The organism is Bradyrhizobium sp. OK095 (assembly GCF_900109945.1).
In the GTDB taxonomy this organism is placed as follows: Bacteria; Pseudomonadota; Alphaproteobacteria; order Rhizobiales; family Xanthobacteraceae; genus Bradyrhizobium.
This window is the reverse complement of the sequence record NZ_FOBX01000005.1, coordinates 320,062-343,820: the sequence shown is the minus strand read 5'-3', so window position 1 is coordinate 343,820 and position 23,759 is coordinate 320,062. Positions and strand designations below refer to the sequence as shown.

The 23,759-nt window shown below is 63.8% G+C and carries 23 protein-coding genes; 12 read left to right on the top strand and 11 right to left on the bottom strand.

From position 1 onward, the window contains the following. Nucleotides 1-825 carry a hypothetical protein gene (locus BMW89_RS15975; protein WP_143062772.1) on the bottom strand — a complete coding sequence of 275 codons (825 nt, stop codon included), beginning with the start codon at nt 823-825 and terminating at the stop codon, nt 1-3. A gap of 183 nt (nt 826-1,008) precedes the next feature. Next, nucleotides 1,009-1,890, bottom strand: coding sequence for an HpcH/HpaI aldolase/citrate lyase family protein (locus tag BMW89_RS15970; RefSeq protein ID WP_092027932.1), 882 nt, complete (start codon nt 1,888-1,890; stop codon nt 1,009-1,011). Nucleotides 1,891-2,001: 111 nt separating this feature from the next. Here BMW89_RS15970 and BMW89_RS15965 point away from each other — a divergent pair, with 111 nt between their 5' ends. Continuing rightward, the gene (locus BMW89_RS15965; protein ID WP_092027931.1) at nt 2,002-2,646 is read left to right on the top strand and encodes a carbonic anhydrase; all 645 of its coding nucleotides are present in this window, start codon (nt 2,002-2,004) and stop codon (nt 2,644-2,646) included. A gap of 124 nt (nt 2,647-2,770) precedes the next feature. On the opposite strand, the gene BMW89_RS15960 is transcribed toward BMW89_RS15965, so the two are convergent. After that, complete coding sequence (locus BMW89_RS15960; RefSeq protein WP_092027930.1) at nt 2,771-3,805, bottom strand: aspartate-semialdehyde dehydrogenase; 1,035 nt, start codon at nt 3,803-3,805, stop codon at nt 2,771-2,773. Nucleotides 3,806-3,921: 116 nt separating this feature from the next. Between BMW89_RS15960 and BMW89_RS15955 the strand changes: the two genes are divergently transcribed. Continuing rightward, nucleotides 3,922-4,707, top strand: coding sequence for a hypothetical protein (locus BMW89_RS15955; RefSeq protein ID WP_092027929.1), 786 nt, complete (start codon nt 3,922-3,924; stop codon nt 4,705-4,707). Between the two features lie 169 nt (nt 4,708-4,876). Further along, nucleotides 4,877-5,260: a hypothetical protein gene (locus tag BMW89_RS15950; RefSeq protein ID WP_092027928.1), complete on the top strand. Its 384-nt coding sequence runs from the start codon at nt 4,877-4,879 to the stop codon at nt 5,258-5,260. A gap of 72 nt (nt 5,261-5,332) precedes the next feature. On the opposite strand, the gene BMW89_RS15945 is transcribed toward BMW89_RS15950, so the two are convergent. Both BMW89_RS15945 and leuB read right to left on the bottom strand, forming a co-directional pair. Then, nucleotides 5,333-5,968 carry a DapH/DapD/GlmU-related protein gene (locus tag BMW89_RS15945; RefSeq protein WP_092027926.1) on the bottom strand — a complete coding sequence of 212 codons (636 nt, stop codon included), beginning with the start codon at nt 5,966-5,968 and terminating at the stop codon, nt 5,333-5,335. Nucleotides 5,969-6,100: 132 nt separating this feature from the next. Beyond that, the gene (leuB, locus tag BMW89_RS15940) at nt 6,101-7,213 is read right to left on the bottom strand and encodes a 3-isopropylmalate dehydrogenase (RefSeq protein WP_092027924.1); all 1,113 of its coding nucleotides are present in this window, start codon (nt 7,211-7,213) and stop codon (nt 6,101-6,103) included. A 133-nt stretch (nt 7,214-7,346) separates the two neighbouring features. Here leuB and BMW89_RS15935 point away from each other — a divergent pair, with 133 nt between their 5' ends. Next, a complete protein-coding gene (locus tag BMW89_RS15935) occupies nt 7,347-8,537 on the top strand; it encodes a YbfB/YjiJ family MFS transporter (protein WP_092027921.1) in 1,191 nt (396 codons plus the stop codon). 21 nt (nt 8,538-8,558) lie between these two features. Here BMW89_RS15935 and BMW89_RS15930 read toward each other — a convergent pair whose 3' ends face one another. The 5 genes from BMW89_RS15930 to BMW89_RS15910 form a co-directional block, all read right to left on the bottom strand. Beyond that, entirely contained in the window at nt 8,559-8,945 is a 387-nt protein-coding gene (locus BMW89_RS15930) for a hypothetical protein (RefSeq protein WP_143062771.1), read from the bottom strand. A gap of 85 nt (nt 8,946-9,030) precedes the next feature. Further along, nucleotides 9,031-9,813: a molybdopterin-dependent oxidoreductase gene (locus BMW89_RS15925; RefSeq protein ID WP_092027917.1), complete on the bottom strand. Its 783-nt coding sequence runs from the start codon at nt 9,811-9,813 to the stop codon at nt 9,031-9,033. Nucleotides 9,814-9,827: 14 nt separating this feature from the next. After that, nucleotides 9,828-10,457, bottom strand: coding sequence for a cytochrome b/b6 domain-containing protein (locus tag BMW89_RS15920; protein WP_092027915.1), 630 nt, complete (start codon nt 10,455-10,457; stop codon nt 9,828-9,830). A gap of 181 nt (nt 10,458-10,638) precedes the next feature. Beyond that, a complete protein-coding gene (locus BMW89_RS15915; RefSeq protein WP_092027912.1) occupies nt 10,639-11,193 on the bottom strand; it encodes a fasciclin domain-containing protein in 555 nt (184 codons plus the stop codon). 309 nt (nt 11,194-11,502) lie between these two features. Beyond that, nucleotides 11,503-12,264 (bottom strand): SDR family oxidoreductase, encoded by a 762-nt coding sequence (locus tag BMW89_RS15910; protein ID WP_092028071.1) that lies wholly within the window; start codon nt 12,262-12,264, stop codon nt 11,503-11,505. 94 nt (nt 12,265-12,358) lie between these two features. On the opposite strand from BMW89_RS15910, the gene BMW89_RS15905 reads away from it, so the two are divergent. Beyond that, on the top strand, nt 12,359-13,888 hold the full coding sequence (locus tag BMW89_RS15905) for a malonate--CoA ligase (RefSeq protein WP_092027910.1): 1,530 nt from the start codon (nt 12,359-12,361) through the stop codon (nt 13,886-13,888). Between the two features lie 29 nt (nt 13,889-13,917). Continuing rightward, nucleotides 13,918-14,415, top strand: a complete 498-nt coding sequence (locus BMW89_RS15900; RefSeq protein ID WP_177196077.1) for a DUF3658 domain-containing protein — start codon at nt 13,918-13,920, stop codon at nt 14,413-14,415. 176 nt (nt 14,416-14,591) lie between these two features. Here BMW89_RS15900 and BMW89_RS15895 read toward each other — a convergent pair whose 3' ends face one another. After that, nucleotides 14,592-15,452, bottom strand: coding sequence for a sulfite exporter TauE/SafE family protein (locus BMW89_RS15895; protein WP_092027905.1), 861 nt, complete (start codon nt 15,450-15,452; stop codon nt 14,592-14,594). Nucleotides 15,453-15,960: 508 nt separating this feature from the next. On the opposite strand from BMW89_RS15895, the gene sdhC reads away from it, so the two are divergent. The 6 genes from sdhC to BMW89_RS15865 all read left to right on the top strand — a co-directional run bounded on the left by sdhC (nt 15,961) and on the right by BMW89_RS15865 (nt 23,755). Next, on the top strand, nt 15,961-16,359 hold the full coding sequence (gene sdhC, locus BMW89_RS15890) for a succinate dehydrogenase, cytochrome b556 subunit (RefSeq protein WP_092027902.1): 399 nt from the start codon (nt 15,961-15,963) through the stop codon (nt 16,357-16,359). Next, nucleotides 16,356-16,760, top strand: coding sequence for a succinate dehydrogenase, hydrophobic membrane anchor protein (gene sdhD, locus BMW89_RS15885; protein WP_092027899.1), 405 nt, complete (start codon nt 16,356-16,358; stop codon nt 16,758-16,760). Before sdhC ends, sdhD begins: the two co-directional genes overlap by 4 nt. 3 nt (nt 16,761-16,763) lie before the next feature. Next, on the top strand, nt 16,764-18,593 hold the full coding sequence (gene sdhA, locus BMW89_RS15880; RefSeq protein ID WP_092027897.1) for a succinate dehydrogenase flavoprotein subunit: 1,830 nt from the start codon (nt 16,764-16,766) through the stop codon (nt 18,591-18,593). Between the two features lie 24 nt (nt 18,594-18,617). After that, nucleotides 18,618-19,400 carry a succinate dehydrogenase iron-sulfur subunit gene (locus BMW89_RS15875; RefSeq protein WP_092027894.1) on the top strand — a complete coding sequence of 261 codons (783 nt, stop codon included), beginning with the start codon at nt 18,618-18,620 and terminating at the stop codon, nt 19,398-19,400. A gap of 191 nt (nt 19,401-19,591) precedes the next feature. Then, nucleotides 19,592-21,730 (top strand): hybrid sensor histidine kinase/response regulator family protein, encoded by a 2,139-nt coding sequence (locus BMW89_RS15870; RefSeq protein WP_092027892.1) that lies wholly within the window; start codon nt 19,592-19,594, stop codon nt 21,728-21,730. A gap of 54 nt (nt 21,731-21,784) precedes the next feature. After that, the gene (locus BMW89_RS15865) at nt 21,785-23,755 is read left to right on the top strand and encodes an ABC transporter ATP-binding protein/permease (RefSeq protein WP_092027890.1); all 1,971 of its coding nucleotides are present in this window, start codon (nt 21,785-21,787) and stop codon (nt 23,753-23,755) included. The last annotated feature ends 4 nt before the right edge of the window (nt 23,756-23,759 follow it).

The window sequence follows — 23,759 nt, the reverse complement described above, 5'->3', positions numbered from 1 at the left end:
TCAATTCATGGTTGCCAAGGTCGCGTCACGGCGGACCTCGTAAACATAGCTCTGGAGTTTCTCGGACACTGCCGGGCGGTCCGGGCGATCAACAAGCACACAGGCAGCATAGTCCGGCGGCACCTCGCGGTCGGTTGCCGCGATGCGGCCGAGCGCCTTGGATGTGAGCCATCGGCAAAGACGGCGCGTGAACGGCCGCATCCAGGGATCCCCCTCGGTTACGACAACACCGATCAGCATCGAACCGGGCGAGCTACCCTTCCAGAATTGAACGCAGAATGCCCCGCTCCGAATGAAAAGGAGCTGGCCCGGCCATCCGAAGTCGGACGATGAGACCGTGACACATGTATCCGTCACCACCTCGCGATCATCGAAATCGAGGTACTTCGCAGGGAGTCTGTTTCCCCACCGGGTCTTCAGAAAGCCAACGCCCAATCCTCCCTGCTGACCGAACTCCGGCGGCTTCGCTGGATCGATCGCGAACGGAAAGGTGCTCGCGTGCCCCTCTGTTCCGACAAGAAAGAATCCCCGCGCATCGGAAAACCAGGTCGGCGCGGGCCTGTCTTCAACGAGTTTACCGTCGATCCTGGTTGTCATGCGGGACGAGTGGAGATCGAGGATCGACGCGGCCTTGGGCCCGTACTTCTTCTCCATCGCCGCTTCGAAGGCGTTGTAATCGGCAGTCCGGACCGACAGGGTCGTGGTGATCGCGTGCATCTGGCGCAGCGCCGATCGCGGAGCCCTGAGATCAAGGATGAACTCCCCGACCACGACCGCCACCAGCGCGATTGTGATCACGATCAACCATTTCAAGCGAAATTGCATGTCTTCCAATAGAACAGCGCACACACGCGTGCGATCACCGGCAGCGTGCACGCTAGACGCGAGACATTGCCGCATCCGGAAGAAGGCGGATCAAATTGCAACCAAGCCGGACAGCCTGTGTCAATGCCAGGCCGGACTCGGCCAGCGCTCCGTCGCGATCGAACACAACGGAATGGGGCGACTTCAGCCCTTCCCCATCGCAGCAATCGCGTCCGCGATCTCGATCGTCCGCTTCGCCATGTCGGCGTGCAGGCGCTCCACCATGGCACCATCGAGACGGATCGCGCCGCGCGAGAGGTTCTCCGGCAATTCGAACGCCGCGATGATCTTTCGCGCGCGCGCAACTTCTTCTTCCGGCGGCGTGAAGATGGCGTTGCAGGCGTCGATCTGCGAGGGATGAATCAGCGTCTTGCCGTCGAAGCCGAGGTCGCGCGCTTGCGCGCATTCGGTCGCGAATCCGTCGGAATTGGCGATGTCGCTATAGGGGCCGTCGAGAATTTCGAGGCCATGGGCGCGCGTTGCCAGGATGCAGTGGGTGATCATCGGGAGCATCGCGGCGCGGCCGGGCAGCATCTTGATGCGCGTCTCGCGCGAGATGTCGTTCGGCCCGAACACGAAACCGGAGAGCCGCGTCTTCGGATCGCGACCGGCGGCGGCCAGGTCCTCGGCGTGCAGCACGGCGCGCGCGGCCTCGATCATGGCCCAGACCTTGACGGTCGGCGGGGCGCCAAGCTCGGCGAGGCGGCTGCCGATGGTCTGGAGATCTTCGATGCTTGAAACTTTTGGAACCAGGATGCCGTCCGGAGCAGCCTTGGCGGCCATTGCGACGTCATCAGCCCACCAGGGCGTGTCGAGGCCGTTGGTCCGGATCAGGATCTCGCGCTTGCCAAACCCTTTGTCCGCGATCGCGGCGGCGATGCCATCACGCGCCACCCCCTTGAGGTCAGGAGCGACGGAATCTTCCAGATCGAGGATCAAACCGTCGGCGGCGAGATTCCGTGCCTTTTCCAGCGCGCGGGGGTTTGAGCCGGGCATGAACAGATGGCTGCGGCGCGGGCGGGTCATGCAAATGTTCCTTCCGGTTTCCTCAAACCTATTCTGACCGAAGCCGATAGCATCTGGCTTGCCTATTCGAAAGGCTTGTTCACCCTTCTGGTCTATGGTTAGGCATAGGCCATGATCACATTCCCGAAGCATTTGCTGGAAGGCTACAACGCCTTCGCCACCCAGCGGCTGCCGGCCGAGCAGAACCGCTATCGCGAGCTGTCGGTGAAGGGACAGTTCCCGGAAGTGATGGTGATCGGCTGCTGCGATAGCCGTGTCGCGCCGGAGACCATTTTCGACGTCGGCCCGGGCGAATTGTTCGTGGTCCGCAACATCGCCAATCTGGTGCCGGTGTATCAGCCCGACGGCAACGCGCACGGCGTCTCGGCTGCGCTGGAATATGCCGTGACGGTGCTGAAGGTGAAGCACATCGTCGTGCTCGGGCACGCGCAATGCGGTGGCATCCGCGCCTTCGTCGACAAGATCGAGCCGCTGACGCCCGGCGATTTCATCGGCAAATGGATGCAGATGTTCATCAAGCCGGGCGAAGTGGTCGAGCAGCGCGACCGCGAGACCATGGCGCAGTTCGTCGAGCGCATCGAGAAGGCCGCGGTGTTCCGCAGCCTGGAAAACCTGATGACGTTCCCGTTCGTGCAGAAGGCCGTGGACGCGGGCCAGATGCAGACGCACGGCGCCTATTTCGGCGTCGCGGAGGGATCGCTATTCGTGCTGGACCAGGTCGCGAAGGAATTCAGAAGCGTGCGCAGCGGGGCGTAGCCCTGCTTCGACGCAGTTTGAATTCGTAGGGTGGGCAAAGGCGCAAAGCGCCGTGCCCACCATCTTTCCCAGTTGAGACCTCGGTGGGCACGCTTCGCTTTGCCCACCCTACGAGATCCCGCTGTTACGCCGCCTTCTTCTTTGCGCTGATCAGCTTGCGGTTGATCAGGACTTCCGCGATCTGGATCGCGTTCAGCGCGGCGCCCTTGCGCAAATTGTCGGACACGCACCAGAGCACGAGACCGTTCTCCACCGTCGCGTCCTCGCGGATGCGGCTGATGTAAGTCGCATCCTCGCCGGCCGCTTCATACGGCGTGGCGTAGCCGCCGGGCTCGTGCTTGTCGATGACGAGACAGCCGGGCGCCTTGCGCAGGATGTCGCGCGCTTCGTCCGCGCTGATCGGATCCTCGAACTCGATGTTGACGGCCTCGGAGTGACCGACGAACACCGGTACGCGCACGCAGGTCGCGGAGAGCTTGATCTTGGGATCAAGAATCTTCTTGGTCTCCGCCATCATCTTCCACTCTTCCTTGGTGTAGCCGTCCTCCATGAAGACATCGATCTGGGGGATGACGTTGAAGGCGATGCGCGTCGGGAATTTCTTGTTGACCAGTTCCTGGTTGGTATAGACGGCCTTGGTCTGCGAGAACAATTCGTCCATCGCATCCTTGCCGGCGCCCGACACCGATTGATAGGTCGAGACCACGACGCGCTTGATCTTCGCTTTGTCATGCAGCGGCTTCAACGCGACCACGAGCTGCGCGGTCGAGCAGTTCGGGTTGGCGATGATGTTCTTTTTCTTGAAGCCCGCCGTCGCATCCGCGTTCACTTCCGGCACGATCAGCGGCACGTCCGGGTCCATGCGGAAGGCCGAGGAATTGTCGATCACGACCGCGCCGGCGGCGCCGATCTTCGGCGACCATTCCTTCGACACTTCGCCGCCCGCCGACATCAGGCAGATGTCGACGTCGGAGAAGTCGTAATGCTCGAGCGCTTTGACCTTCAGGGTGCGGTCGCCATAGGAGACCTCGACACCCATGCTGCGGCGTGACGCCAGGGCCACGACCTCGTCCGCGGGAAATTTGCGCTCATCGAGGATGTTGAGCATTTCCCGTCCGACATTGCCGGTCGCGCCGACGACTGCGACTTTGTAACCCATCGTTCACTCTCCGATGAAAAAGCTCGTTCCTGAAGCTGACGCTTAAACAGGAAGAGCAGCGCTTCTATGCGAGAACCGGCCTCAAGACAACGTTGGACCATGCCTTAGGGACGTGGATGCAGTCGCCTGAGGCCAGCACGGCCGCAACTCCCACCCAGATCCATCTGGCGCTCGCCAATCTCGCCGACGAGATTGTCGGCACGCTGGCGCGCCTGTTCGCCTATGTGGGGATTCTGGTGCTGTTTGCCATCCTGGGTCTCGCGGGCCTCGGCCAGCTGCCCAGCCTGCGCGACGATGAGCCCGCGGAAAAGCCCAGCTGGAGCGTGGCCGATCGCTCGCATCCGGCCTTCGCCCTCAGCAAGCTCAATCCATCAGAAAAAACAGCATCTTACACCATCCTCAGACACCCCGAGGGCGGCCGCAGGGACGTGATGCGCTGGACCGGCGAGGCGGACAAGCCCTTGGCCGAGCTCGATATCTACAGGGAAGGCAGTGAGTTCGACGTGGCCCGCCCGGCGACTGCGGATCTGGCGATCCAGATGGGCCTGAGCACGACGACTCCGCTCGAGCAGGCCGGCCTGATCGACACGAAATTCGGCCCCGTCGTCCTGTTCCGGCCGATCGGCACGACGGGGACGCCGTCCTGCCTCGGCTATCTCAAGCGCAGCGAGGAGCCGGCGCTCCAGATCTCCGGCTTCTCCTGCCAGGGCGATACAATGCCCGCCCAGCGCGCGGCGGTCGCCTGCATACTGAACCGGCTGACGCTGCTGACCTCCGGCAACGAGCCGAAGCTCGCCGAATTATTCGCCCATGCCGAGCTCAAGCGCCGGCCCTGCACCCCCGCAGGCTCGTCGGACTGGCTGCAGGGCGTCGCGAATGCGCAATTGCGCGGGGCGCTTTGACCTGCATCAAGGATCTGCATCAAGCCCAAGTGGCTGGTTTGCATGCAACTTTTGCCGGCGCGCACGATTATTCAGGCGTGGTGTGACCCAATAGACCTAGTTGCGGACACCCCGGCCGGGCTAGTATGGAGCGAAATCGACTGGCGGCTTGCCGCCTGAAGGGGACGTGATGAGCTCGAAATTTTCTGCCGCGACCAAATTGGCAACCTGGCTTGCGGCGGGCGCCGTCGTTGCATTGGCAATCGCGACGCCGGCCTCGGCCGACACCAAGCCCAAGCGCCATGACGATCGCGGCCGCCCCTATTACGGCCCGAGCGGCCCCAACGCGGTCTATCAGCAGGGGCGTACCCGCCTCTATGTGAGCAAGCGCTCCTGGCTCGACGGCGGCACCGAGGTCAATCCGGGCGACCGCAAATTCTCGGACTACGCCTTCCCGCCGGCCGTCGGCTATCCCTCCTTCGCCCGCGAGAACAACAACCGCCCGGTCGATCGCCAGCCGCTCCCCACGCCGGCCGATCTCGGCGGCTATCCGCAGAATTTCCCGCTGTACTGAGCGCGGACACGACCGAATCAAAATGGCCGGGCTCACGCCCGGCCATTTTTGTTTACGAAAGACGCAGCCGCTTTATGCGTTGGCGGCCGGATCGTAGCGCCTGCAAAACTCTTCGATCGCCTCGGAGCGGAAATCGCCGAGCCGCTCGAAGATGAGCTCGTCCGGCCAATTCCACCAGGCGATACGGCGCAGGCTCTCCGCAACGGAAGCGTCAAAGCGCTTGCGGATGGCGCGCGCGGGAACGCCGCCGACGATGGTGTAGGGCTCGACATCGCGGCTGACGACCGCGCCCGCGGCGATCACCGCGCCGTCGCCGACGATCACGCCCGGCAGCAGGATGGCGGCGTGGCCGATCCAGACATCATTACCGACGATCACGCGGTCGCCGCGGCGATCCGCGAAGAAGTCGCGGTCGCGCGTTGCGCTCGCCTCGTAATATTCCGGGACATAGGTGAAGCGATGCTGCGACGGCCGGCCCATCGGATGGTTCGGCGCGCCGATCCTGACCGAATTGGCGATGGCCGTGAACTTGCCGATGACGGCATCGGCGACCTCGCAATTCTCGCCGAGATAGGAGTAGTCGCCGAGCGAGGCATATTCGATGCGGGTATGGCTGAGGATCTCGCAGCGCCGCCCGATCTGCGCCTCGCGCTGGCGCACCGTTTCATGGATGATCGTTTCCGCGATCTTGGGGCGGGGCGCGTCCATAAGGTGGCTCCGAGAGCAGGTGCCGTAGGGTGGGCAAAGGCGCGGAGCGCCGTGCCCACCATCTTTCGGCAATCGCGATAGACATGGTGGGCACGCTTCGCTTTGCCCACCCTACGACAGCGTTGCTTGCCGTTACGCGTGCAGCTTCTGCAATTCCTTCAGAATCGCATCGCCCATCTGCGTGGTCGAGGCGGCCGTCGTGCCTTCCGACTTGATGTCGGCGGTACGCAGGCCGCTGGCCAGCACGGCGGCGATCGCGGCGTCGACCTTGTCGGCGACCGCGCCCATGTCGAAGGAATAGCGCAGCGCCATGCCGAAGGACGAGATCATCGCAATGGGATTGGCGAGGCCCTTGCCTGCTATATCAGGCGCCGAGCCGTGCACGGGCTCGTACAACGCCTTGCGCTTCTTGCTCTTGACGTCGACTTCGCCGAGCGAGGCCGAGGGCAGCATGCCGAGCGATCCCGTCAGCATCGCCGCGATGTCGGAGAGCATGTCGCCGAACAGATTGTCGGTGACGACGACGTCGAACTGCTTCGGCGCCTTCACCAGCATCATGCCGCCGGAATCGGCGAGCTGATGCTCGAGCGTGACGTCGGGGTATTCGCGCTTGTGGACCGCCGTCATGACCTCGTTCCAGAGCACGCCCGACTTCATGACGTTGCGCTTCTCCATCGACGTCACCTTGTTCTTGCGCTTCCTGGCCAACTCGAAGGCGACGCGGCCGATGCGCTCGATCTCATAGGTGTCGTAGACCTGGGTATCGATGGCGCGCTTCTGGCCGTTGCCGAGATCGGTGATGGTCTTGGGCTCGCCGAAATAGACGCCGCCGGTGAGCTCGCGCACGATCATGATGTCGAGGCCCTCGACCGCCTCGCGCTTCAGGCTGGAAGCGTCGGCCAGGGCCGGATAGCACACGGCCGGACGGAGGTTGGCGAACAGGGCGAGATCCTTGCGCAGACGCAGCAGGCCGGCTTCGGGGCGCACCTCGTAGGGCACCGCATCCCATTTCGGGCCGCCGACCGCGCCGAAAATGATGGCGTCGGCAGCAAGCGCCTTGGCCATGTCGCCCTCGGAGATCGACACCTTGTGGGCGTCATAGGCGGAGCCGCCGACGAGGCCCGTGTCGGTCTCGAATTTGGCGATCCCGGCCGAATTGAGCCAATCGATCAGCCGCTTCACCTCGCCCATCACCTCGGGGCCGATACCGTCGCCGGGGAGCAGCAGCAGTTTGTGGGTCGCCATGGTCGTTTCCTCTGAGATCGAATTTCGGGCGGAGTGCTAGAGCGGCGTTGCGCGCTTGGCAAGACACCATTGCCGCCTCGCGGCTGTGCAAGGCGGGCAGGGCCTGCCACACTGCCGGCGCCGGAGTACCCCTTTGCACGCGCCTGACCGTCCCCCACCCGACGCACACCCCGCGCGGCTGATCCTGACCCTGTCGCTGGCGGCGACGGTCGGGCTCGGCATCGGCCGCTTTGCCTATGCGCTGGTGCTGCCAGACATGCGGGAGGACCTCGGCTGGTCCTACTCGGCGGCCGGGTTCATGAACACCATCAACGCCGTCGGCTACCTCGTGGGCGCGCTGGTCGCGTCCCGGCTGATCCAGCGTGTCGGCTGGTCTGCGGCGATCCGCGGCGGGACCCTGGCCTGCCTCGCCGCGCTCGCCACTTGCGCGCTGACAGGCAATTTCGTCGCGCTGAGCCTGGCGCGGCTCGTGCTCGGCCTCGGGGCCGCGGCCGGCTTCGTCGCCGGCGGCGCGCTGGCCGCGACCATCGCGCAGTCGCAGCCCGCGCGAGCCAATTTCCTGCTCAGCCTCTACTATGCCGGCCCGGGCATCGGCATTCTCGCATCCGGGCTGATCGCACCGTTCACGCTGCAGCATTTCGGGCCCGGCTCGTGGTGGATCGTCTGGTGGGCCCTGACGCTGCTCTCGGCCATCATGACCGTGCCGCTGTTCCTGGTCCGCATCGAGAGCGGCGCGCGCTTCTCGGAAGGCGGCCACGCCGCCTTCGCGATACTGCCCGTGCTGATCTATCTCGCCGGCTACTTCCTGTTTGGCGCCGGCTACATCGCCTACATGACCTTCATGATCGCCTATGTCCGCGACGGCGGCGGCGGGGCGGCAGCACAGGCCGCGTTCTGGAGCCTGATCGGCCTCAGCGCTTTCGTCACGCCGTGGGTCTGGCGCGGCGTGCTCGCGCTCGATCGCGGCGGGCTTGCAACCGCGATCATCCTCGGCACCAACGCGCTCGGCGCCGCCTTGCCGATGCTCGGACATTCGCCGACGTGGCTCGCGACCTCGGCGGTGGTGTTCGGCGTCGCCTTCTTCGCCGTCGTCGGCTCGACCACGGCTTTCGTGCGCTTCAACTATCCGCCCGAGACGTGGCCGCGCGCGATCGCGGCGATGACGATCTCGTTCGGGGTCGGCCAGACGCTGGGGCCGATCGTGGTCGGCGCGATCACGGATGCGCTGGGGAGCTTGAGTTACGCGCTGAATGTCTCGGCCGGATTGCTGGCGTTGGGGGCGGTGCTATCGCTGCTTCAGCGGAAGCTCAAGCAGCAAGCCTGACGTCCCTCTGGCGGCGAGGCCTCATCGCGGCACGGCGAAAAACTGATTGTTCGTTGCGAGCACCATCCATATCGCCACTTGAACGAGAAAGCTCAGCGAGAACAAGCCGAGGAAGCCGGCGAACATCCAGAGTCCAGCGACGCGTCTCGTCCGCCACAGATAATAAGGCAGATACGGCACCCAAAACACGGACAGGAGAAAACCGTAGTCGAAGGGACGTTCAACTTGCGGGTGATCCCTTTGGTCAGCCATGATCCACATCACGAGCAAGATCGTCGACACGGTGTCGGCAAGAGCAGCGCTCACAGGCCTGCCGTATACGCCGTGCCAATAGAAAAGGCCGTCGAACAGCGCGGATATCGCCAAAACGCAAATCAGCGACACCGCCAGCCATGTCTTGTGGGTCATTCCGATCGCTGAATTCGAACTCATACGGCCCGCAAAATAGGGCCGGTGCAGCGATCATGTCCAGTGGCACCCTACGGCAGCGGGACTAGCTGCCGCTGAACGAATTGTACCCCTGGTCTTCCCAATAGCCGCCCTTGTAGTCGTTGGTGACTTCCATCGACACCACGTATTTCGGGTTCTTGAAGCCGAGTTTTGTGGGCACGCGGATCTTCATCGGGAAGCCGTAGGCACGGGGCAGGGTCTCGCCCGCATATTTGAACGTCATCTGCGACTGCGGATGCAGGGCCGTTCGCATATCAAGCGGCGAGTTGTAGCCATCCTTGTCGGCGCACTGGAACCAGACATATTTCGCGCGCATGTCGGCGCCGATCAGCTTGAGGAAGTCGCGGAGCGGCGTGCCGGTCCAGCTTCCGACCGCGCTCCAGCCCTCGACGCAGATGTGGCGGGTGATCTGGGTCACCTGCGGCAGCTTGGTGAGCTCGGCAAGCGTCCATGACTTCTTGTTGTCGACGAGGCCGCGCACCTCGAGCTTCCAGTTGTCACCATCGACTTCCGGCGCGTCGTCGAGATCATAGTAAGCGTTGAACGGAAACGGCTTCGTGATCGCGCTCTCGGGGAAGGTCGGCGCCAGCGCATCGGGATTGAAGATGAAATCCTGCACGGCGTCGTTGAATTTCGAGATCTTCGCCAGCAAATTGTCGGCCGAAGACGAGTCGATCACGTCGCAGCCGGCGAGCAGCGTCAATGCACCAAGGCTGGCGCCACCTGCGATGAAGCGGCGGCGGGCGAGATCGGGCATCACCTTGATGGAGTCCTTGATCAGCAGCCGCTTGTCGACGCCGGGGATCAGGAATGAGCGCTTGGCCATGATGGTTCTCCTAATCAGCGGCCAATGATCATCGCGCGCAGGCTCTTCGGCACCAGCAGCGCGAGGATCACGTGAATGACGAGGAACGCGCAGATCGCGGCCATGCAGAAGAAATGGATGTAGCGCGCGGTCGGATAGTCGCCGAACAACATCGCCAGCCAGTGCAACTGCACCGGCTTCCACATCGACAGGCCCGTCAGCACGATGAGAATGCCGACCACGATGATGCCGGCATAGAGCACGCGCTGCACGGAATTGTAGACGGTGAGATCGTCATGGCTGAGCTTGAAGGTCAGCGCCGCCCTGACGTCGTGGATCACGCCCGCCGGCGTGATCGGCAGCAGCTTCTTGCGGAAGCGGCCGGTTGCAAAACCGGTAATGAGATAGGCGAGGCCGTTGATCATCAACAGCCACATCGCGGCAAAGTGCCAGAGCAGCGCGCCGCCGAGCCAGCCGCCGAGCGTGATGTCGTGCGAGAACCGGAAGTCGAATAGCGGCGAGGCGTTGTAGATCTGCCAGCCCGACATGATCATCAGGACCATGGCGACGGCGTTAGTCCAGTGCATCGCACGGACCCAAGCCGGCTGGATCACCTTGGCGCGCGTGGCGTCGATGGGCTGGTCGGTGGCGGTGAGGCTCGACATGGTGGTTCCGTCCTGTGGGTCGCGTAACGGATTATACGCCGGTCCTTCCGCTTTCGTTACGCCCCACCGGACATCGAATCGATGCCTGCGGAGCATCTTGGTCACAATAAAGCGAGCCGGGTTGCCCCGGCTCGCCTTGCCGCTCGCCCCTGTCAGGGGGACTATACAGGGGCGCCCGGTATCAGCTCGCCGGCATCAGCACGGTGTCGACCACGTGAATCACGCCGTTCGACTGGTTGACGTTCGGGATCGTGACAGTGGAAGAGCCGCCCTTGGCGTCCACGATCATCACGGACCCGCCGGACTTCTTGACGGTCAGTTCCTCGCCCTCGACGGTCTTCAGCTTCTTGCCGTCGGTGAGGTCGGAGGCCTCGAGCTTGCCGGCCACGACATGGTAGGTGAGGATCTTGGTCAGGGTCGCCTTGTTCTCGGGCTTGACCAGATTATCGACGGTGCCGGCCGGCAGCTTGCCGAAGGCGGCGTTGGTCGGCGCGAACACCGTGAACGGGCCCTTGCCTTCCAGTGTCGGCACCAGGCCGGCTGCCTTCACGGCTGCGACCAGCGTAGTGTGGTCCTTCGAGTGGACGGCGTTCTCGACGATGTTCTTGGACGGGAACATCGCGGCGCCGCCGACCATGACGGTCTTTTCCTCTGCGCGGGCGGGCGCGACGACGGTCGCGGTGATGGCCAGCGCGCTGAAGGCCGCAGCGGTGAGATAGGCAATGCGCTTCGACATGGAGAAACTCCCGATTGAATTGTGACCGGCGATTGCCGGCGTTTGCGTTGGGGCAACAACGGCGCCTGCGACAGTTTGACGTGAAGCAGTAGCGCGTCGTTGACCGAACTACGGGAGGTTCAGCGAAGGGGTTTCGAACAAAAATTCTTTGTGATGCGTGAAACTATGGGTGAGGCCGTTCGTGAGGCTACGCAATTATAGCTGCCGTAGGGTGGGCAAAGGCGCGCAAGCGCCGTGCCCACCATCTCTTCGTGATTGAGTATGAATGGTGGGCACGCTTCGCTTTGCCCACCTACGACATCGCGCGATTCAATCCCTGTTGTGCGGCGTCTGAATGAACCCGCGATTGTGCGTCGGGCTGATCAGCAGCTCGTTGATGCAGACGCGCGGCGGCATCGACGCGATGAACGCGATGGTGCGGCCGAGATCTTCGGATTGCAGCATCTTGGCCTGCTCAGCCTCGCTCGGCACCACCGGGCGCAGCTTTAGAATCGGCGTCGCCACCTCGCCCGGCATCAGGCAGCAGGCACGCAGGCCATTGACGCATTCGTCCATGTTGAAGGAATGGGTCAGGGCCAGCACCGCATGTTTGGTGGTGGTGTAGGCCGGGCCCGGCATCTTCGAGACGTGGCGGCCGGCCCAGGACGAGACGTTGATGATCGAGCCGTCCTGCTGCTTGCGCATCGTCGGCAGCACCGCATGCATGCAATAGAGCACACCGTTGAGATTGACCTGGACGAGCTTGTCCCAGCCGTCCAGTTCCATGTCCTTCCAATTGCGCTTGGGGACATTGATGCCGGCATTGTTGACCAGCAGGTCGATCCGGCCGTGCTTGGCGACGATCTGATCGGCGACCTTCCGGGCATCGGCCGCGACGGCCACGTCCAGCGCAATGGCCTCGGCCACCCCGCCTGCCTTGGTGATCTTCCCAACCACGGTATCCAGGGCGTCCTTGCGGCGGCCGGAGACCACCACAATCCAGCCATCGGCCGCGAGCGCCTCGGCGCCGGCCTCCCCGATCCCGCTGCCCCCGCCCGTCACCCAGGCCACGCGTTTCCCGTTTTTGGTCATGCAAACTGTCTCCGTTGCTTCATTGGGGCGGTTTTTGCTAATCCAACCCTCGGTTTTGACCGGCCTTGTTGCCTTGCGGTCGAGGAAATCTTGCATGAACCAAGCAGCCAACGCCAATCTGTTTTCCCGCCTGTTCGACGGCCTGGACGATCCCAAACGCCTGGCGATCGAGACGCAGGACGGCGCCCATATCAGCTATGGGGACCTGATCGCGCGGGCCGGGCAGATGGCGAATGTGCTGGTCGCGCGCGGCGTGAAGCCCGGCGACCGCGTCGCGGTGCAGGTCGAGAAATCCGTCGCCAATATCGTGCTGTATCTGGCCACGGTGCGGGCCGGCGCGGTCTATCTGCCCCTCAACACCGCCTATACGCTGAACGAGCTCGATTACTTCATCGGCGATGCCGAGCCGTCGCTGGTGGTCTGCGATCCCTCCAAGGCGGAAGGGCTCGCCCCGATCGCCGCCAAGGTGAAGGCGGGGGTCGAGACGCTCGGGTCCGACGGCAAGGGCTCGCTGACGGAGGCCGCCGATAAGGCGAGCCGCGAGTTTACGACGGTGCCGCGCGAAAACGACGATCTCGCCGCGATCCTCTACACGTCGGGCACCACCGGCCGCTCCAAGGGCGCGATGCTGACCCACGACAATCTGGCGTCGAACTCGCTCTCGCTCGTCGGCTACTGGCGCTTCACCGACAAGGACGTGCTGATCCACGCGCTGCCGATCTACCATACGCACGGCCTGTTCGTGGCGACCAACGTGACGCTGTTTTCGCGGGCGTCGATGATCTTCCTGCCGAAGCTCGACCCGGATCTGATCATCAAGCTGATGGCGCGCGCCACGGTGCTGATGGGCGTACCGACGTTTTACACCCGCCTGCTCCAGAACCAGGCGCTGTCGCGCGACACGACAAAACATATGCGGCTGTTCATCTCGGGCTCGGCGCCGCTGCTCGCCGAAACCCATCGCGAATGGTCGGCGCGCACCGGCCACGCCGTGCTCGAACGCTACGGCATGACCGAGACCAACATGAATACGTCGAACCCGTATGAGGGCGAGCGCGTGCCCGGCGCGGTCGGCTTTCCCCTCCCCGGCGTTTCCGTGCGCGTCACCGAGCCGGAGACCGGCAAGGAGCTGCCGCGCGAGGAGATCGGCATGATCGAGGTGAAGGGCCCGAACGTTTTCAAGGGCTACTGGCGGATGCCGGAGAAGACCAAGGCCGAATTTCGTGACGACGGCTTCTTCATCACCGGCGACCTCGGCAAGATCGACGCCAAGGGCTACGTCCACATCCTCGGCCGCGGCAAGGATTTGGTGATCTCCGGCGGCTTCAACGTCTACCCCAAGGAAATCGAGAGCGAGATCGACGCCATGCCGGGCGTGATCGAATCTGCGGTGATCGGCGTGCCGCATGCCGATTTCGGCGAGGGCGTCACGGCGGTGCTGGTCTGCAACAAGGGTGCTGAGGTCAGCGAAGCCGCGGTGCTGAAGGCACTCGACGGCCGGATTGCAAAGTTCAAGATGCCCAAGCGCGTGTTCGTCGTGGAAGAGCTGCCGCGCAACACCATGGGCAAGGTGCAGAAGAACGTCCTGCGGGATACGTATAAGGATCTTTACGCGAAGAAGTAGGGGCGCAGATGCTCCGGGGGCTGAGGGACATGAAGCTCGATGAGGCGGTCCGGATCAATCATCACCTGCTTGATGCCTGCGCGGCACTGGATCGAGCCCGAATGGCTATTGCCGGGCTCGGCAAAGCCGAACGGATCAAGCTGGAAGAGAGCTTTTACGGTATCGTTGGCGCTTTGGAGAACGAGCTACTCCAGCCGATCTACGAGCAGTACCCGGATCTTGAGCCCCCAAAGTCCGACCGGGAACCATACGCATATATCTGCGAGCTTACATGGGATGAGGTGAAGCTCCCGCCGGGAGTGACCGAGCAGCAATTCGACGAGATCATTTTCTCGGTCATGAAGCCGACTTGGCGGAAAACCTCGATGATGGTCACCTACGTGATGAACCGCTGCAAAGAGCTTGGATTGGCGATCGAAGGCGAAGTGATTGCCGCGCGACTGAAAGTGCTTTCCGATTCCGATCGCATCGAAGGCATCGGCGATCTCCGATCGTGGCTCCATAGCGAAGTGCGATTGAAGGATTAACCGCACCCGATCAGCCCTCACACCGTTCCGTCGTCTACTGCGACGATAGGATTGGCATCGCGAGCACTCCCAACGCCGTCATTGCGAGGAGCCCTTGCGACGAAGCAATCCAGACTGTCTCGGCGGAATGATTCTGGATTGCTTCGCTACGCTCGCAATGACGGAGCTTGTGGCGCCTACTGTCCCCCCAACAAGCTCATCGCAAACCTGCTGCCGACGACGAACAAATAGCAGCCGAACGCGACCTCCAGCGTCCGCTTTGACATCGCATGCGCGGCTCTGACACCCAGCGGCGCCGTCACGAGACTCATCGGCATCACCAGCACCGCGCCGATCAGCGAGACATAACCGAGTGCGAATGGCACTTGCAGCGCTGCCACGGCGGGATAGGTCGCCGCCGCCGGCCAGCCGGCATAGATGTAACCGAGCGCGCCGGGGATCGAGATCAGCACCGCGAGTGCCGAGGAGGTCGCGACCGCCTGGTGAATCGGCCGGCCGTAGAAGGTCATCAACAGGTTCGAGAACAGGCCGCCGCCGATGCCCATCAGCGTCGAGAGGATGCCGACGCAGAAGCCGTAGACACGCATCAAGGGGCCCTTCGGCAGGTCGTCGCCGAGCTTCCAGGTGTCGCGCGCAAAAATGAGACGGGCCGACGCAGAATAGGCGACGCAGACGAACACGATCTTGAACAACCGCTCCGGCGCGTAACGCGCGACCACGCTGCCGGCGACGACGCCGATCAGGATCGGCAGCCACCATGCGCGCAGGATCGACAGGTCCACGGCGCCGCGCTTGTAGTGCGCCTGGAACGAGCGGATCGAGGTCGGGATGATCACCGCCAGCGAGGTGCCGATGCAGAGCGGCATCCGCACCTCGAGCGGCACGCCGGCAATGCGGAAGCATTCATAAAACACCGGAACGAGGATCGCGCCGCCGCCGATGCCGAACACGCCGGCCAAAAATCCCGAGAGCGCGCCGGTTGCGATCAGCAACAGCGCGAGCTCGACGATCTCCTTGATATCAAGACCTGCAATCACCCCTGACCTGCCCCGGCGACTGGTCGCAACTTCTCCGACACGTCGGCGCGGAAAGCTGCGTGCGGAGCTTTAGGCGATCTGATTCGCGCGGTCGACAGGCCGAGCCTCCCGGCTGGGGTGGATTGCATGATGCGCATATCCGGGCCGAACCAAACGGGTTCGGATGGAGGGCGGGCCAGCGCCCGGCGGACGGGTTGGCGAGGCGACCGACCGACCCCCTCAGCAGTTTGGACGGCATGGTCCGTTTAGAGGTGTTCCAATAGTGATTTCAATGCGCCTCGACGATCCCAACAAAGAGTGAATTAATATCCCGTTCTTTATCGACACACCATCGCTCTGGTATACCAAGCCGCTGATTGGCCTTGTTACATCAATGGTGTAGTGCTGAACCGCGGTTCGATTTATGGCGATTTGGTGATTGCGCAGGCGAAATCGACTCCGTAAATAGAGCCGACCTTTCGCGATCCCCGCGTGCCCCCTGCCGGGCCGCCATAAACATCAAAAGCCCATGACCGCACGGATCGAACGACCGCTTTCCCCACACATGCAAGTCTACCGCTGGACGTTGACGATGGCGCTGTCCATCGTCCATCGCGCCACCGGCATCGCACTTTACGCCGGCACCCTGCTGCTGGTCTGGTGGCTGGTCGCCGCGGCCTCGGGCCACACCGCCTATGCCACCGTCCAGGCGTTCACCGGCAGCATCATCGGCCGGCTGATCGTGTTCGGCTACACTTGGGCGCTGATGCACCATATGTTGAGCGGCATCCGACACTTGGTGTGGGACCTTGGCTACGGCTTCAAGGCCAATGAGCGCGAGGCCCTGACCTGGGGAGCCCTGATCGGCGGTATCGTGCTGACGATTCTGATCTGGATCATTGCCTACGCGATCGGAGGTGTACGATGAGCGCACCCGACACCCCGAAGCGCAGCATGCGCACCCCCCTCGGCCGCGTCCGCAATCTCGGCGCCGCGCATTCCGGCACCTCCGACTTCTGGCGTCAGCGCATCACCGCCGTCGCGATGACCCTGCTGATGCTGCCGGTGATCGTCGTCGTCATGATGACGCTCGGCAGCAACCAGGCCGGCGCCAAGGTGGTTCTTGGCTCGCTGCCGATCGCGGTCATCATGCTGCTCTTCATCCTCGCCAGCACCTGGCACATGAAGATCGGCATGCAGGTGGTGATCGAGGACTACGTCCATAACGAGAAGCTGAAGCTCATCTCGGTCATGCTCAACAATTTCTTCTCGATCGCCGTCGCGCTCGCCGCGACCTACGCGATCATCAAGATCTCATCCGGAGTGTAGGCCATGGCCACAGAGACGAATGGCAAGGGCGCTCCCGCCACCAACGGCAAAGCCTATCCGATCGAAGACCACACCTATGACGTCGTCGTGGTCGGCGCCGGCGGCGCGGGCCTGCGCGCCACGGTCGGCTGCAGCGAGGCCGGCCTGAAAACCGCCTGCATCACCAAGGTCTTTCCAACCCGCTCGCACACCGTCGCGGCACAGGGTGGCATCTCCGCCTCGCTCGGCAACATGCACAAGGACGACTGGCGCTGGCACATGTACGACACCGTGAAGGGGTCGGACTGGCTGGGCGACCAGGACGCGATCGAATACATGGTGCGCAACGCGCCCGAGGCCGTGTACGAGCTCGAGCATTGGGGCGTGCCGTTCTCGCGCACCGAAGACGGCAAGATCTACCAGCGCCCGTTCGGCGGCATGACCCTGGACTACGGCAAGGGCCAGGCGCAGCGCACCTGCGCCGCCGCCGACCGCACCGGTCACGCCATGCTGCACACGATGTATGGCCAGTCGCTGCGCCACGCGGCCGAGTTCTTCATCGAGTTCTTCGCCATCGACCTGATCATGGACGACCAGGGCACCTGCCGCGGCGTCATCGCACTCAAGCTCGATGACGGCACGCTGCATCGTTTCCGCGCCCAAACCGTGATTCTCGCGACCGGCGGCTATGGCCGCGCCTACGCCTCCTGCACTTCGGCGCACACCTGCACCGGCGATGGCGGCGGCATGGTGCTGCGCGCCGGCCTGCCGATGCAGGACATGGAGTTCGTGCAATTCCATCCGACCGGCATCTACGGCTCGGGCTGCCTCGTCACCGAAGGCGCGCGCGGTGAAGGCGGCTATCTCGTCAACTCCGAGGGCGAGCGCTTCATGGAGCGCTATGCGCCGTCGGCGAAGGACCTCGCCTCGCGCGACGTCGTCTCGCGCGCGATGACCATCGAGATCCGCGAAGGCCGCGGCGTCGGCAAGAAGAAGGACCACATCTTCCTTCATCTCGACCATCTCGATCCCGCGGTGCTGGCCGAGCGGCTGCCGGGCATCTCCGAATCCGCAAAAATCTTCGCCAATGTCGACGTGACGCGCGAGCCGATCCCGATCGTGCCGACCGTGCATTATAACATGGGCGGCATCCCCACGAACTATCATGGCGAAGTGCTGACCAAGCGGAATGGCGACGACAACGCCACCATTCCGGGCCTGATGGCGATCGGTGAAGCCGCCTGCGTCTCCGTGCACGGCGCCAACCGTCTCGGCTCCAACTCGTTGATCGACCTCGTCGTGTTCGGTCGTGCCGCAGCGCTGCGGCTCGCTGAAAAGCTCACGCCCAATGCCAGTCAGCCGGAGCTGCCGGCGAGCTCATCCGACCTAGCGCTCGGCCGCCTCGACCACTATCGCTACGCTTCCGGCGGCACGCCGACCGCAAAGCTGCGCGACAGCATGCAGCATGTGATGCAGAACAATTGCGCGGTGTTCCGCACCGGCGACATTCTGAGCGAAGGTCAGAATTTGATCGAGAAGGTCCACAGCGGCATCACCGACATCGCGGTGTCCGACCGCTCGCTGGTGTGGAATTCCGACCTGATCGAGACTCTCGAATTCGACAATCTGATCTCGCAGGCGGTGGTGACGATGAACTCGGCCGCCAACCGCACCGAGAGCCGCGGCGCGCATGCGCGCGAGGATTTCTCCGATCGCGACGACAAGAACTGGATGAAGCACACGCTGGCCTGGCTGGAGGACTCCGGCAAGGTCAAGATCGAGTACCGCCCGGTTCACGACTACACCATGACCAACGACGTGCAGTACATCCCGCCCAAAGCGCGCGTGTACTGAGCGAACAGCGAAAGCCTTATCGAAATGGTTGAATTCGCACTTCCGAAGAACTCGAAGATCACCGGCGGCAAGACCTGGCCGAAGCCCGCGGCCGCGACTGAAACGCGCGAATTCCGCGTCTATCGCTGGAATCCCGACGACGGCAAGAATCCGAGCGTCGACACCTATTACGTCGACACCCATGATTGCGGTCCGATGGTGCTCGACGGCCTGATCTGGATCAAGAACCACATCGACCCGTCGCTGACCTTCCGCCGCTCCTGCCGCGAAGGCGTCTGCGGCTCCTGTGCCATGAACATCGACGGCCAGAACACGCTGGCGTGCACACGCTCGATGCACGACGTGAAGGACGGCGCGGTCAAGATCAATCCGCTGCCGCACCAGCCGGTCGTGAAGGACCTCGTCCCTGATCTGACCAATTTCTACGCGCAGTACGCCTCCATCGAGCCGTGGCTGAAGACGACCTCGCCGACGCCACAAAAGGAATGGAAGCAGAGCCACGAGGACCGCGAGAAGCTCGACGGCCTCTACGAGTGCATCCTCTGCGCCTGCTGCTCGACCTCGTGCCCGAGCTATTGGTGGAATAGCGACCGCTATCTTGGTCCCGCTGCGCTGCTTCAGGCCAACCGCTGGGTCTCGGATTCCCGCGACGAGGCCACCGGCGAGCGGCTCGACAATCTCGAGGATCCGTTCCGGCTCTATCGCTGCCACACCATCATGAACTGCTCCAAGGCCTGCCCGAAGGGCCTCAACCCGGCCGAAGCCATCGCCGAGCTCAAGCTCAAGATGGTCGAGCGCCAGATCTAGGCCGCCTTCACGTCTCGACCCCCGGCCCAATGGCCGGGGCATTCTACGGCCAGTGCGGATTTTAGGAAATTTTTCTCCCTATCCGGGCTACGCGCGCGCCGCCGGATTGCAACCTCCGGTTCCCGCCATAAGCCGCTTCCTTCCCGGCGCGAAATTCAAGTAAGCTCTGCGGTCGGGGGACCGGAGCGACCGTGCAGGGCGCGCAACGCAATTCGCTGAGACTGTTGCAGTGGATGATGGCTGCATCCCTGGCGCTTCCGATTGCGCTGTTCGGCATCGCTTCCACGATCTCCTACACATCGACCAAAGACATCGCCGACCGCGAGATCGAGCGCACGCTCGATGTCGCGCATGAACACGCGCTCAAGGTGTTCGAGACCATCGACCGCAGCCTTGCCGAGATCAACGAGGTGGTGCGCGGCCTTCCCGACGAGGTCATCCGCGCGCGTGAGCCGGCGCTCTACCAGCGCCTGAAACGGCTCAGCGATTCACTGCCGCAACTCAAATCGGCATGGATTTTCGATGCGAACGGAAGATCGCTGGTCAACAGCCTCGCCTCCCCGCCGCCGGAGCAGAGCTTTGCCGACCGCGATTATTTCTATGCCCATGTCGACCAGAACATCGGAAGCTTCATCGGGGCGTCGCTGACGCCGCGCCAGCCCTATCAGGGCGCGCGCTTCTTCGGCGTGAGCAGGCGGCGCGACACCGATGACGGCAGCTTCATCGGCGTGATCCAGGCCTCGGTCCTGCCGGAATATTTCGAGAGCTTCTACGCCCGGATCGGCTCCGATCCCGGCAGCTTCTTTGCGATGGGACGCACCGACGGCGTGCTGCTGGCGCATTTCCCGCGGCTCGACGGCGACCTCCGGCTCGACCCGAATGGGCCGGTCGGGCGCGAGATCGCCGCGCACCCCGCCCACGGGCTCATGACGATGGCCTGGCCATCGGACGGGATCGAGCGCCGCATCGGCTACAGGCGCGTCGCCGAATATCCGATCTATATCAGCGCGGGGCTCGAGACCTCCGCGATCCGCGCGCGCTGGTTCGCCACCATGGGCCAGCATCTGGTATTCGGCATCCCGGCCACGGCGCTGCTGTTTCTGCTGCTCGCCTTCGCGTTCCGGCGCACCCAGCATCTCCAGCTTGAGGCTGCAAAGCGGCGCGAGGCCGAGGAGGCGCTCAAGCACAGCCAGCGCCTGGAGGCGCTCGGCCAGCTCACCGGCGGTGTCGCGCACGACTTCAACAATCTGCTGACCGTGATCCGCGCCTCCGTCGATTTGTTGAACCGGCCGCAGCTGACGGAGGAACGGCGGCAGCGCTACATTACCGCGATTGCGGATGCGGTCGCACGCGCCGCCAGGCTGACCTCGCAGCTGCTCGCCTTTGCGCGGCGCCAGACCCTGAAACCCGAAGTGTTCGACGTCGGCGAGCGGATCCAGTCGCTGCACGACATGCTCGCCACGCTGCTCGGGCCGGCAATCGAGATCACGATCCGGCTGCCGCCGGAGCCATGCCTGGTCAATGCCGATGCCAGCCAGTTCGAGACGGCGCTGATCAACATGGCAACCAATGCGCGCGATGCCATGCAGGGCAAGGGAAGGATCGCCTTCAAGGTCGCGGCGGCAAGTGAAGTTCCGGAGACCGTAACCCATCTAACCGGCAGTCATGGCTTCGTCCGCGTCGCCGTCGGCGACACCGGGATCGGCATTCCCGCCGCGCGACTGGGGCGCATCTTCGAGCCGTTCTTCACCACCAAGCAGGTCGGCCACGGCACCGGCCTCGGCCTCTCTCAGGTGTTCGGCTTCGCCCGGCAGTCGGGCGGCGAGGTGACGGTCACGAGCGAAGTCGGACAGGGCAGCACGTTCTCACTCTATCTGCCGCGCGTGCCGGCGGATTTGCTGCCGCAACAGCAGGCGCCGAACACGGCCCCCGCAGCGGCCGGCAGCGGCATGTCGGTGCTGGTGGTCGAGGACAATATCGAGCTCGCCAATTTCGCTGCCGACGGTCTCACTGAGCTCGGCTACAGCATCACGCTGGTCGACAACGCCAACGACGCGTTGGCGGAATTGGTCGTGGACGCGGATCGGTTCGACGTCGTGTTCTCGGACGTGGTGATGCCCGGGATGACCGGGCTCGATCTCGCGCATGCGATCCGCGATCGCGGCATCGGGGTGCCGATCGTGCTGACCACCGGTTTCAGCGAGGCGCTGTCGCAGGAGGGAAGCCTCGGTTTCGATCTCGTGCAAAAGCCCTACTCGATCAAGGAGCTGTCGCGCGTGCTGCACACAGCGGCGCGACTGCGCCGGGTGCGCGACGGCGCCGCCGAATGACCACCGGGCGCGGAACCCGCGGGAACCGTTTGATTTCTTTTGCGTTATCCGGCCATGCAAAAGCCGGCCGGAAAGCGCGAACAGGACAAGAAGCAGGGCAGCAAGCCGCCCATTGTCGAGATCAAGGGCGAGAACGGCGACGAGGTCGCACCGCCGCCGCCGGAGGTCGTTGAGCCAGACCCGGAGCTCTCGCCCGAGGAGGCCGAGCAGGCCCGCAAGGACTATTTGCTAACGCGCTTCTGGATCAGCGCGCGCGGCTTCTGGGGCCGTAATGGCGACCGGCTGGCGTGGCTCTACTCGATCGGGCTCGGCGTACTGATCGTCCTCACCGTCGGCTTCCAATACGGCATCAATGTCTGGAATCGCGCGATCTTCGACGCCATCGAGAAGCGCGAGGCGGCAAGCGTGTTTCATCTGACGGCGGTGTTCTTCCCGCTCGCAATCGGCAGCATCGTGCTCGGCGTGGCGCAGGTGTTTGCGCGCATGGGCATCCAGCGGCGCTGGCGCGCCTGGCTCACGGCAAGCGTCTTGACGCGCTGGCTCAAGAACGGGCGCTATTACCAGCTCAATCTCGTCGACGGCGACCACAAGAATCCGGAGTACCGGATCGCGGAGGACCTGCGCATCTCGACCGATTCGCCGGTCGATTTCCTCGCCGGCGTCACCTCGGCACTGCTGTCGGCCGTGACCTTCATCGTCGTGCTCTGGACCATCGGCGGCGCGCTCACCGTGACGCTCGGCGGCTCCAACATCACCATTCCGGGCTTCCTCGTGATTGCCGCGGTCCTCTATGCAGCCATCGCATCGGGCTCGATCCTGACGATCGGCCGACAGTTCGTGCAGGTCTCCGAGGACAAGAACCAGGCCGAGGCTGACTTCCGCTACACGCTGACGCGCGTGCGCGAGAACGGCGAGAGTATCGCGCTGCTCGGCGGCGAGGAAGAAGAGCGCGGCGGCATCGACCGCAACTTTACCAACGTGCTGCGGCAATGGGCGCGGCTCGCCGGCCAGCACATGCGCACCACGCTGGTGTCGCAGGGCTCGAGCCTGGTTGCACCGGTGGTGCCGCTGTTGCTCTGCGCGCCAAAATTCCTCGACGGCAGCATGACGCTGGGGCAGGTCATGCAGGCGGCCTCCGCCTTCACCATCGTGCAGAGCGCGTTCGGCTGGCTGGTCGACAATTATCCGCGGCTCGCCGACTGGAACGCCTGCGCCCGCCGCATCGCCTCGCTGATGATGTCGCTCGATGGTCTCGAACGCGCCGAACAGGGCGACGGTCTTGGCCGCATCAAGCGCGGCGAGACCAGCAATGACGCCATGCTTGAAATGAAGGATCTCTCCGTCACGCTCGACGACGGCACCGCAGTGGTCGGCGAGACCGAAGTCGTCGTTGAACCGGGCGAGCGGCTGCTGGTCGCCGGCGAATCCGGCACCGGCAAGAGCACGTTGGTACGCGCCATCGCAGGCCTCTGGCCGTGGGGTGGCGGCAGCGTCAATTTCCATCCCGACCGGCGGCTGTTCATGCTGCCGCAGCGGCCCTACGTCCCCTCAGGCAGCTTACGCCGCGCCGTCGCCTATCCCGGTGCCGAGGACGACTGGACCGTCGAGGAGATCGGCGAGGCCCTGCACAAGGTCGGCCTCGATCATCTCAAGGAGAAGATCGAGGAAGAAGCGCCGTGGGATCAGACATTGTCCGGCGGCGAGAAGCAGCGCCTCGCCTTCGCGCGGCTGCTGCTGCACAACCCCGACATCGTCGTGCTCGACGAGGCGACCTCGGCGCTCGACGAGAAGAGCCAGGACAAGATGATGAAGATGGTCACAAGCGAGTTGCCGAAAGCAACCATCGTCAGCGTCGCGCATCGCGTCGAGCTGGAGGCCTTCCACAGCCGCAAGATCGTGCTGGAGCGCCGCAAGGGCGGCGCAAAACTCGTCAGCGACATCGACCTGATCCCGCGCAAGGGCAAGCGCAAGCTGCTCGGCCGCTTCCTGCGCCAGCGCAAGCCGGCACCGAAGAGGGCGGCGTGATACT

Bases quoted from the DNA above. Each gene is read 5' to 3' on its own strand.
- BMW89_RS15960 (WP_092027930.1), bottom strand. From the start codon at position 3,805: ATGGGTTACAAAGTCGCAGTCGTCGGCGCGACCGGCAATGTCGGACGG.
- BMW89_RS15975 (WP_143062772.1), bottom strand. From the start codon at position 825: ATGCAATTTCGCTTGAAATGGTTGATCGTGATCACAATCGCGCTGGTG.
- BMW89_RS15955 (WP_092027929.1), top strand. From the start codon at position 3,922: ATGCAGTCGCCTGAGGCCAGCACGGCCGCAACTCCCACCCAGATCCAT.
- BMW89_RS15970 (WP_092027932.1), bottom strand. From the start codon at position 1,890: ATGACCCGCCCGCGCCGCAGCCATCTGTTCATGCCCGGCTCAAACCCC.
- BMW89_RS15945 (WP_092027926.1), bottom strand. From the start codon at position 5,968: ATGGACGCGCCCCGCCCCAAGATCGCGGAAACGATCATCCATGAAACG.
- BMW89_RS15875 (WP_092027894.1), top strand. From the start codon at position 18,618: ATGGTTGAATTCGCACTTCCGAAGAACTCGAAGATCACCGGCGGCAAG.
- leuB (WP_092027924.1), bottom strand. From the start codon at position 7,213: ATGGCGACCCACAAACTGCTGCTGCTCCCCGGCGACGGTATCGGCCCC.
- BMW89_RS15920 (WP_092027915.1), bottom strand. From the start codon at position 10,457: ATGTCGAGCCTCACCGCCACCGACCAGCCCATCGACGCCACGCGCGCC.
- BMW89_RS15905 (WP_092027910.1), top strand. From the start codon at position 12,359: ATGAACCAAGCAGCCAACGCCAATCTGTTTTCCCGCCTGTTCGACGGC.
- BMW89_RS15950 (WP_092027928.1), top strand. From the start codon at position 4,877: ATGAGCTCGAAATTTTCTGCCGCGACCAAATTGGCAACCTGGCTTGCG.
- BMW89_RS15965 (WP_092027931.1), top strand. From the start codon at position 2,002: ATGATCACATTCCCGAAGCATTTGCTGGAAGGCTACAACGCCTTCGCC.
- BMW89_RS15915 (WP_092027912.1), bottom strand. From the start codon at position 11,193: ATGTCGAAGCGCATTGCCTATCTCACCGCTGCGGCCTTCAGCGCGCTG.
- BMW89_RS15865 (WP_092027890.1), top strand. From the start codon at position 21,785: ATGCAAAAGCCGGCCGGAAAGCGCGAACAGGACAAGAAGCAGGGCAGC.
- BMW89_RS15930 (WP_143062771.1), bottom strand. From the start codon at position 8,945: ATGACCCACAAGACATGGCTGGCGGTGTCGCTGATTTGCGTTTTGGCG.
- sdhA (WP_092027897.1), top strand. From the start codon at position 16,764: ATGGCCACAGAGACGAATGGCAAGGGCGCTCCCGCCACCAACGGCAAA.
- BMW89_RS15910 (WP_092028071.1), bottom strand. From the start codon at position 12,264: ATGACCAAAAACGGGAAACGCGTGGCCTGGGTGACGGGCGGGGGCAGC.
- sdhD (WP_092027899.1), top strand. From the start codon at position 16,356: ATGAGCGCACCCGACACCCCGAAGCGCAGCATGCGCACCCCCCTCGGC.
- BMW89_RS15900 (WP_177196077.1), top strand. From the start codon at position 13,918: ATGAAGCTCGATGAGGCGGTCCGGATCAATCATCACCTGCTTGATGCC.
- sdhC (WP_092027902.1), top strand. From the start codon at position 15,961: ATGACCGCACGGATCGAACGACCGCTTTCCCCACACATGCAAGTCTAC.
- BMW89_RS15925 (WP_092027917.1), bottom strand. From the start codon at position 9,813: ATGGCCAAGCGCTCATTCCTGATCCCCGGCGTCGACAAGCGGCTGCTG.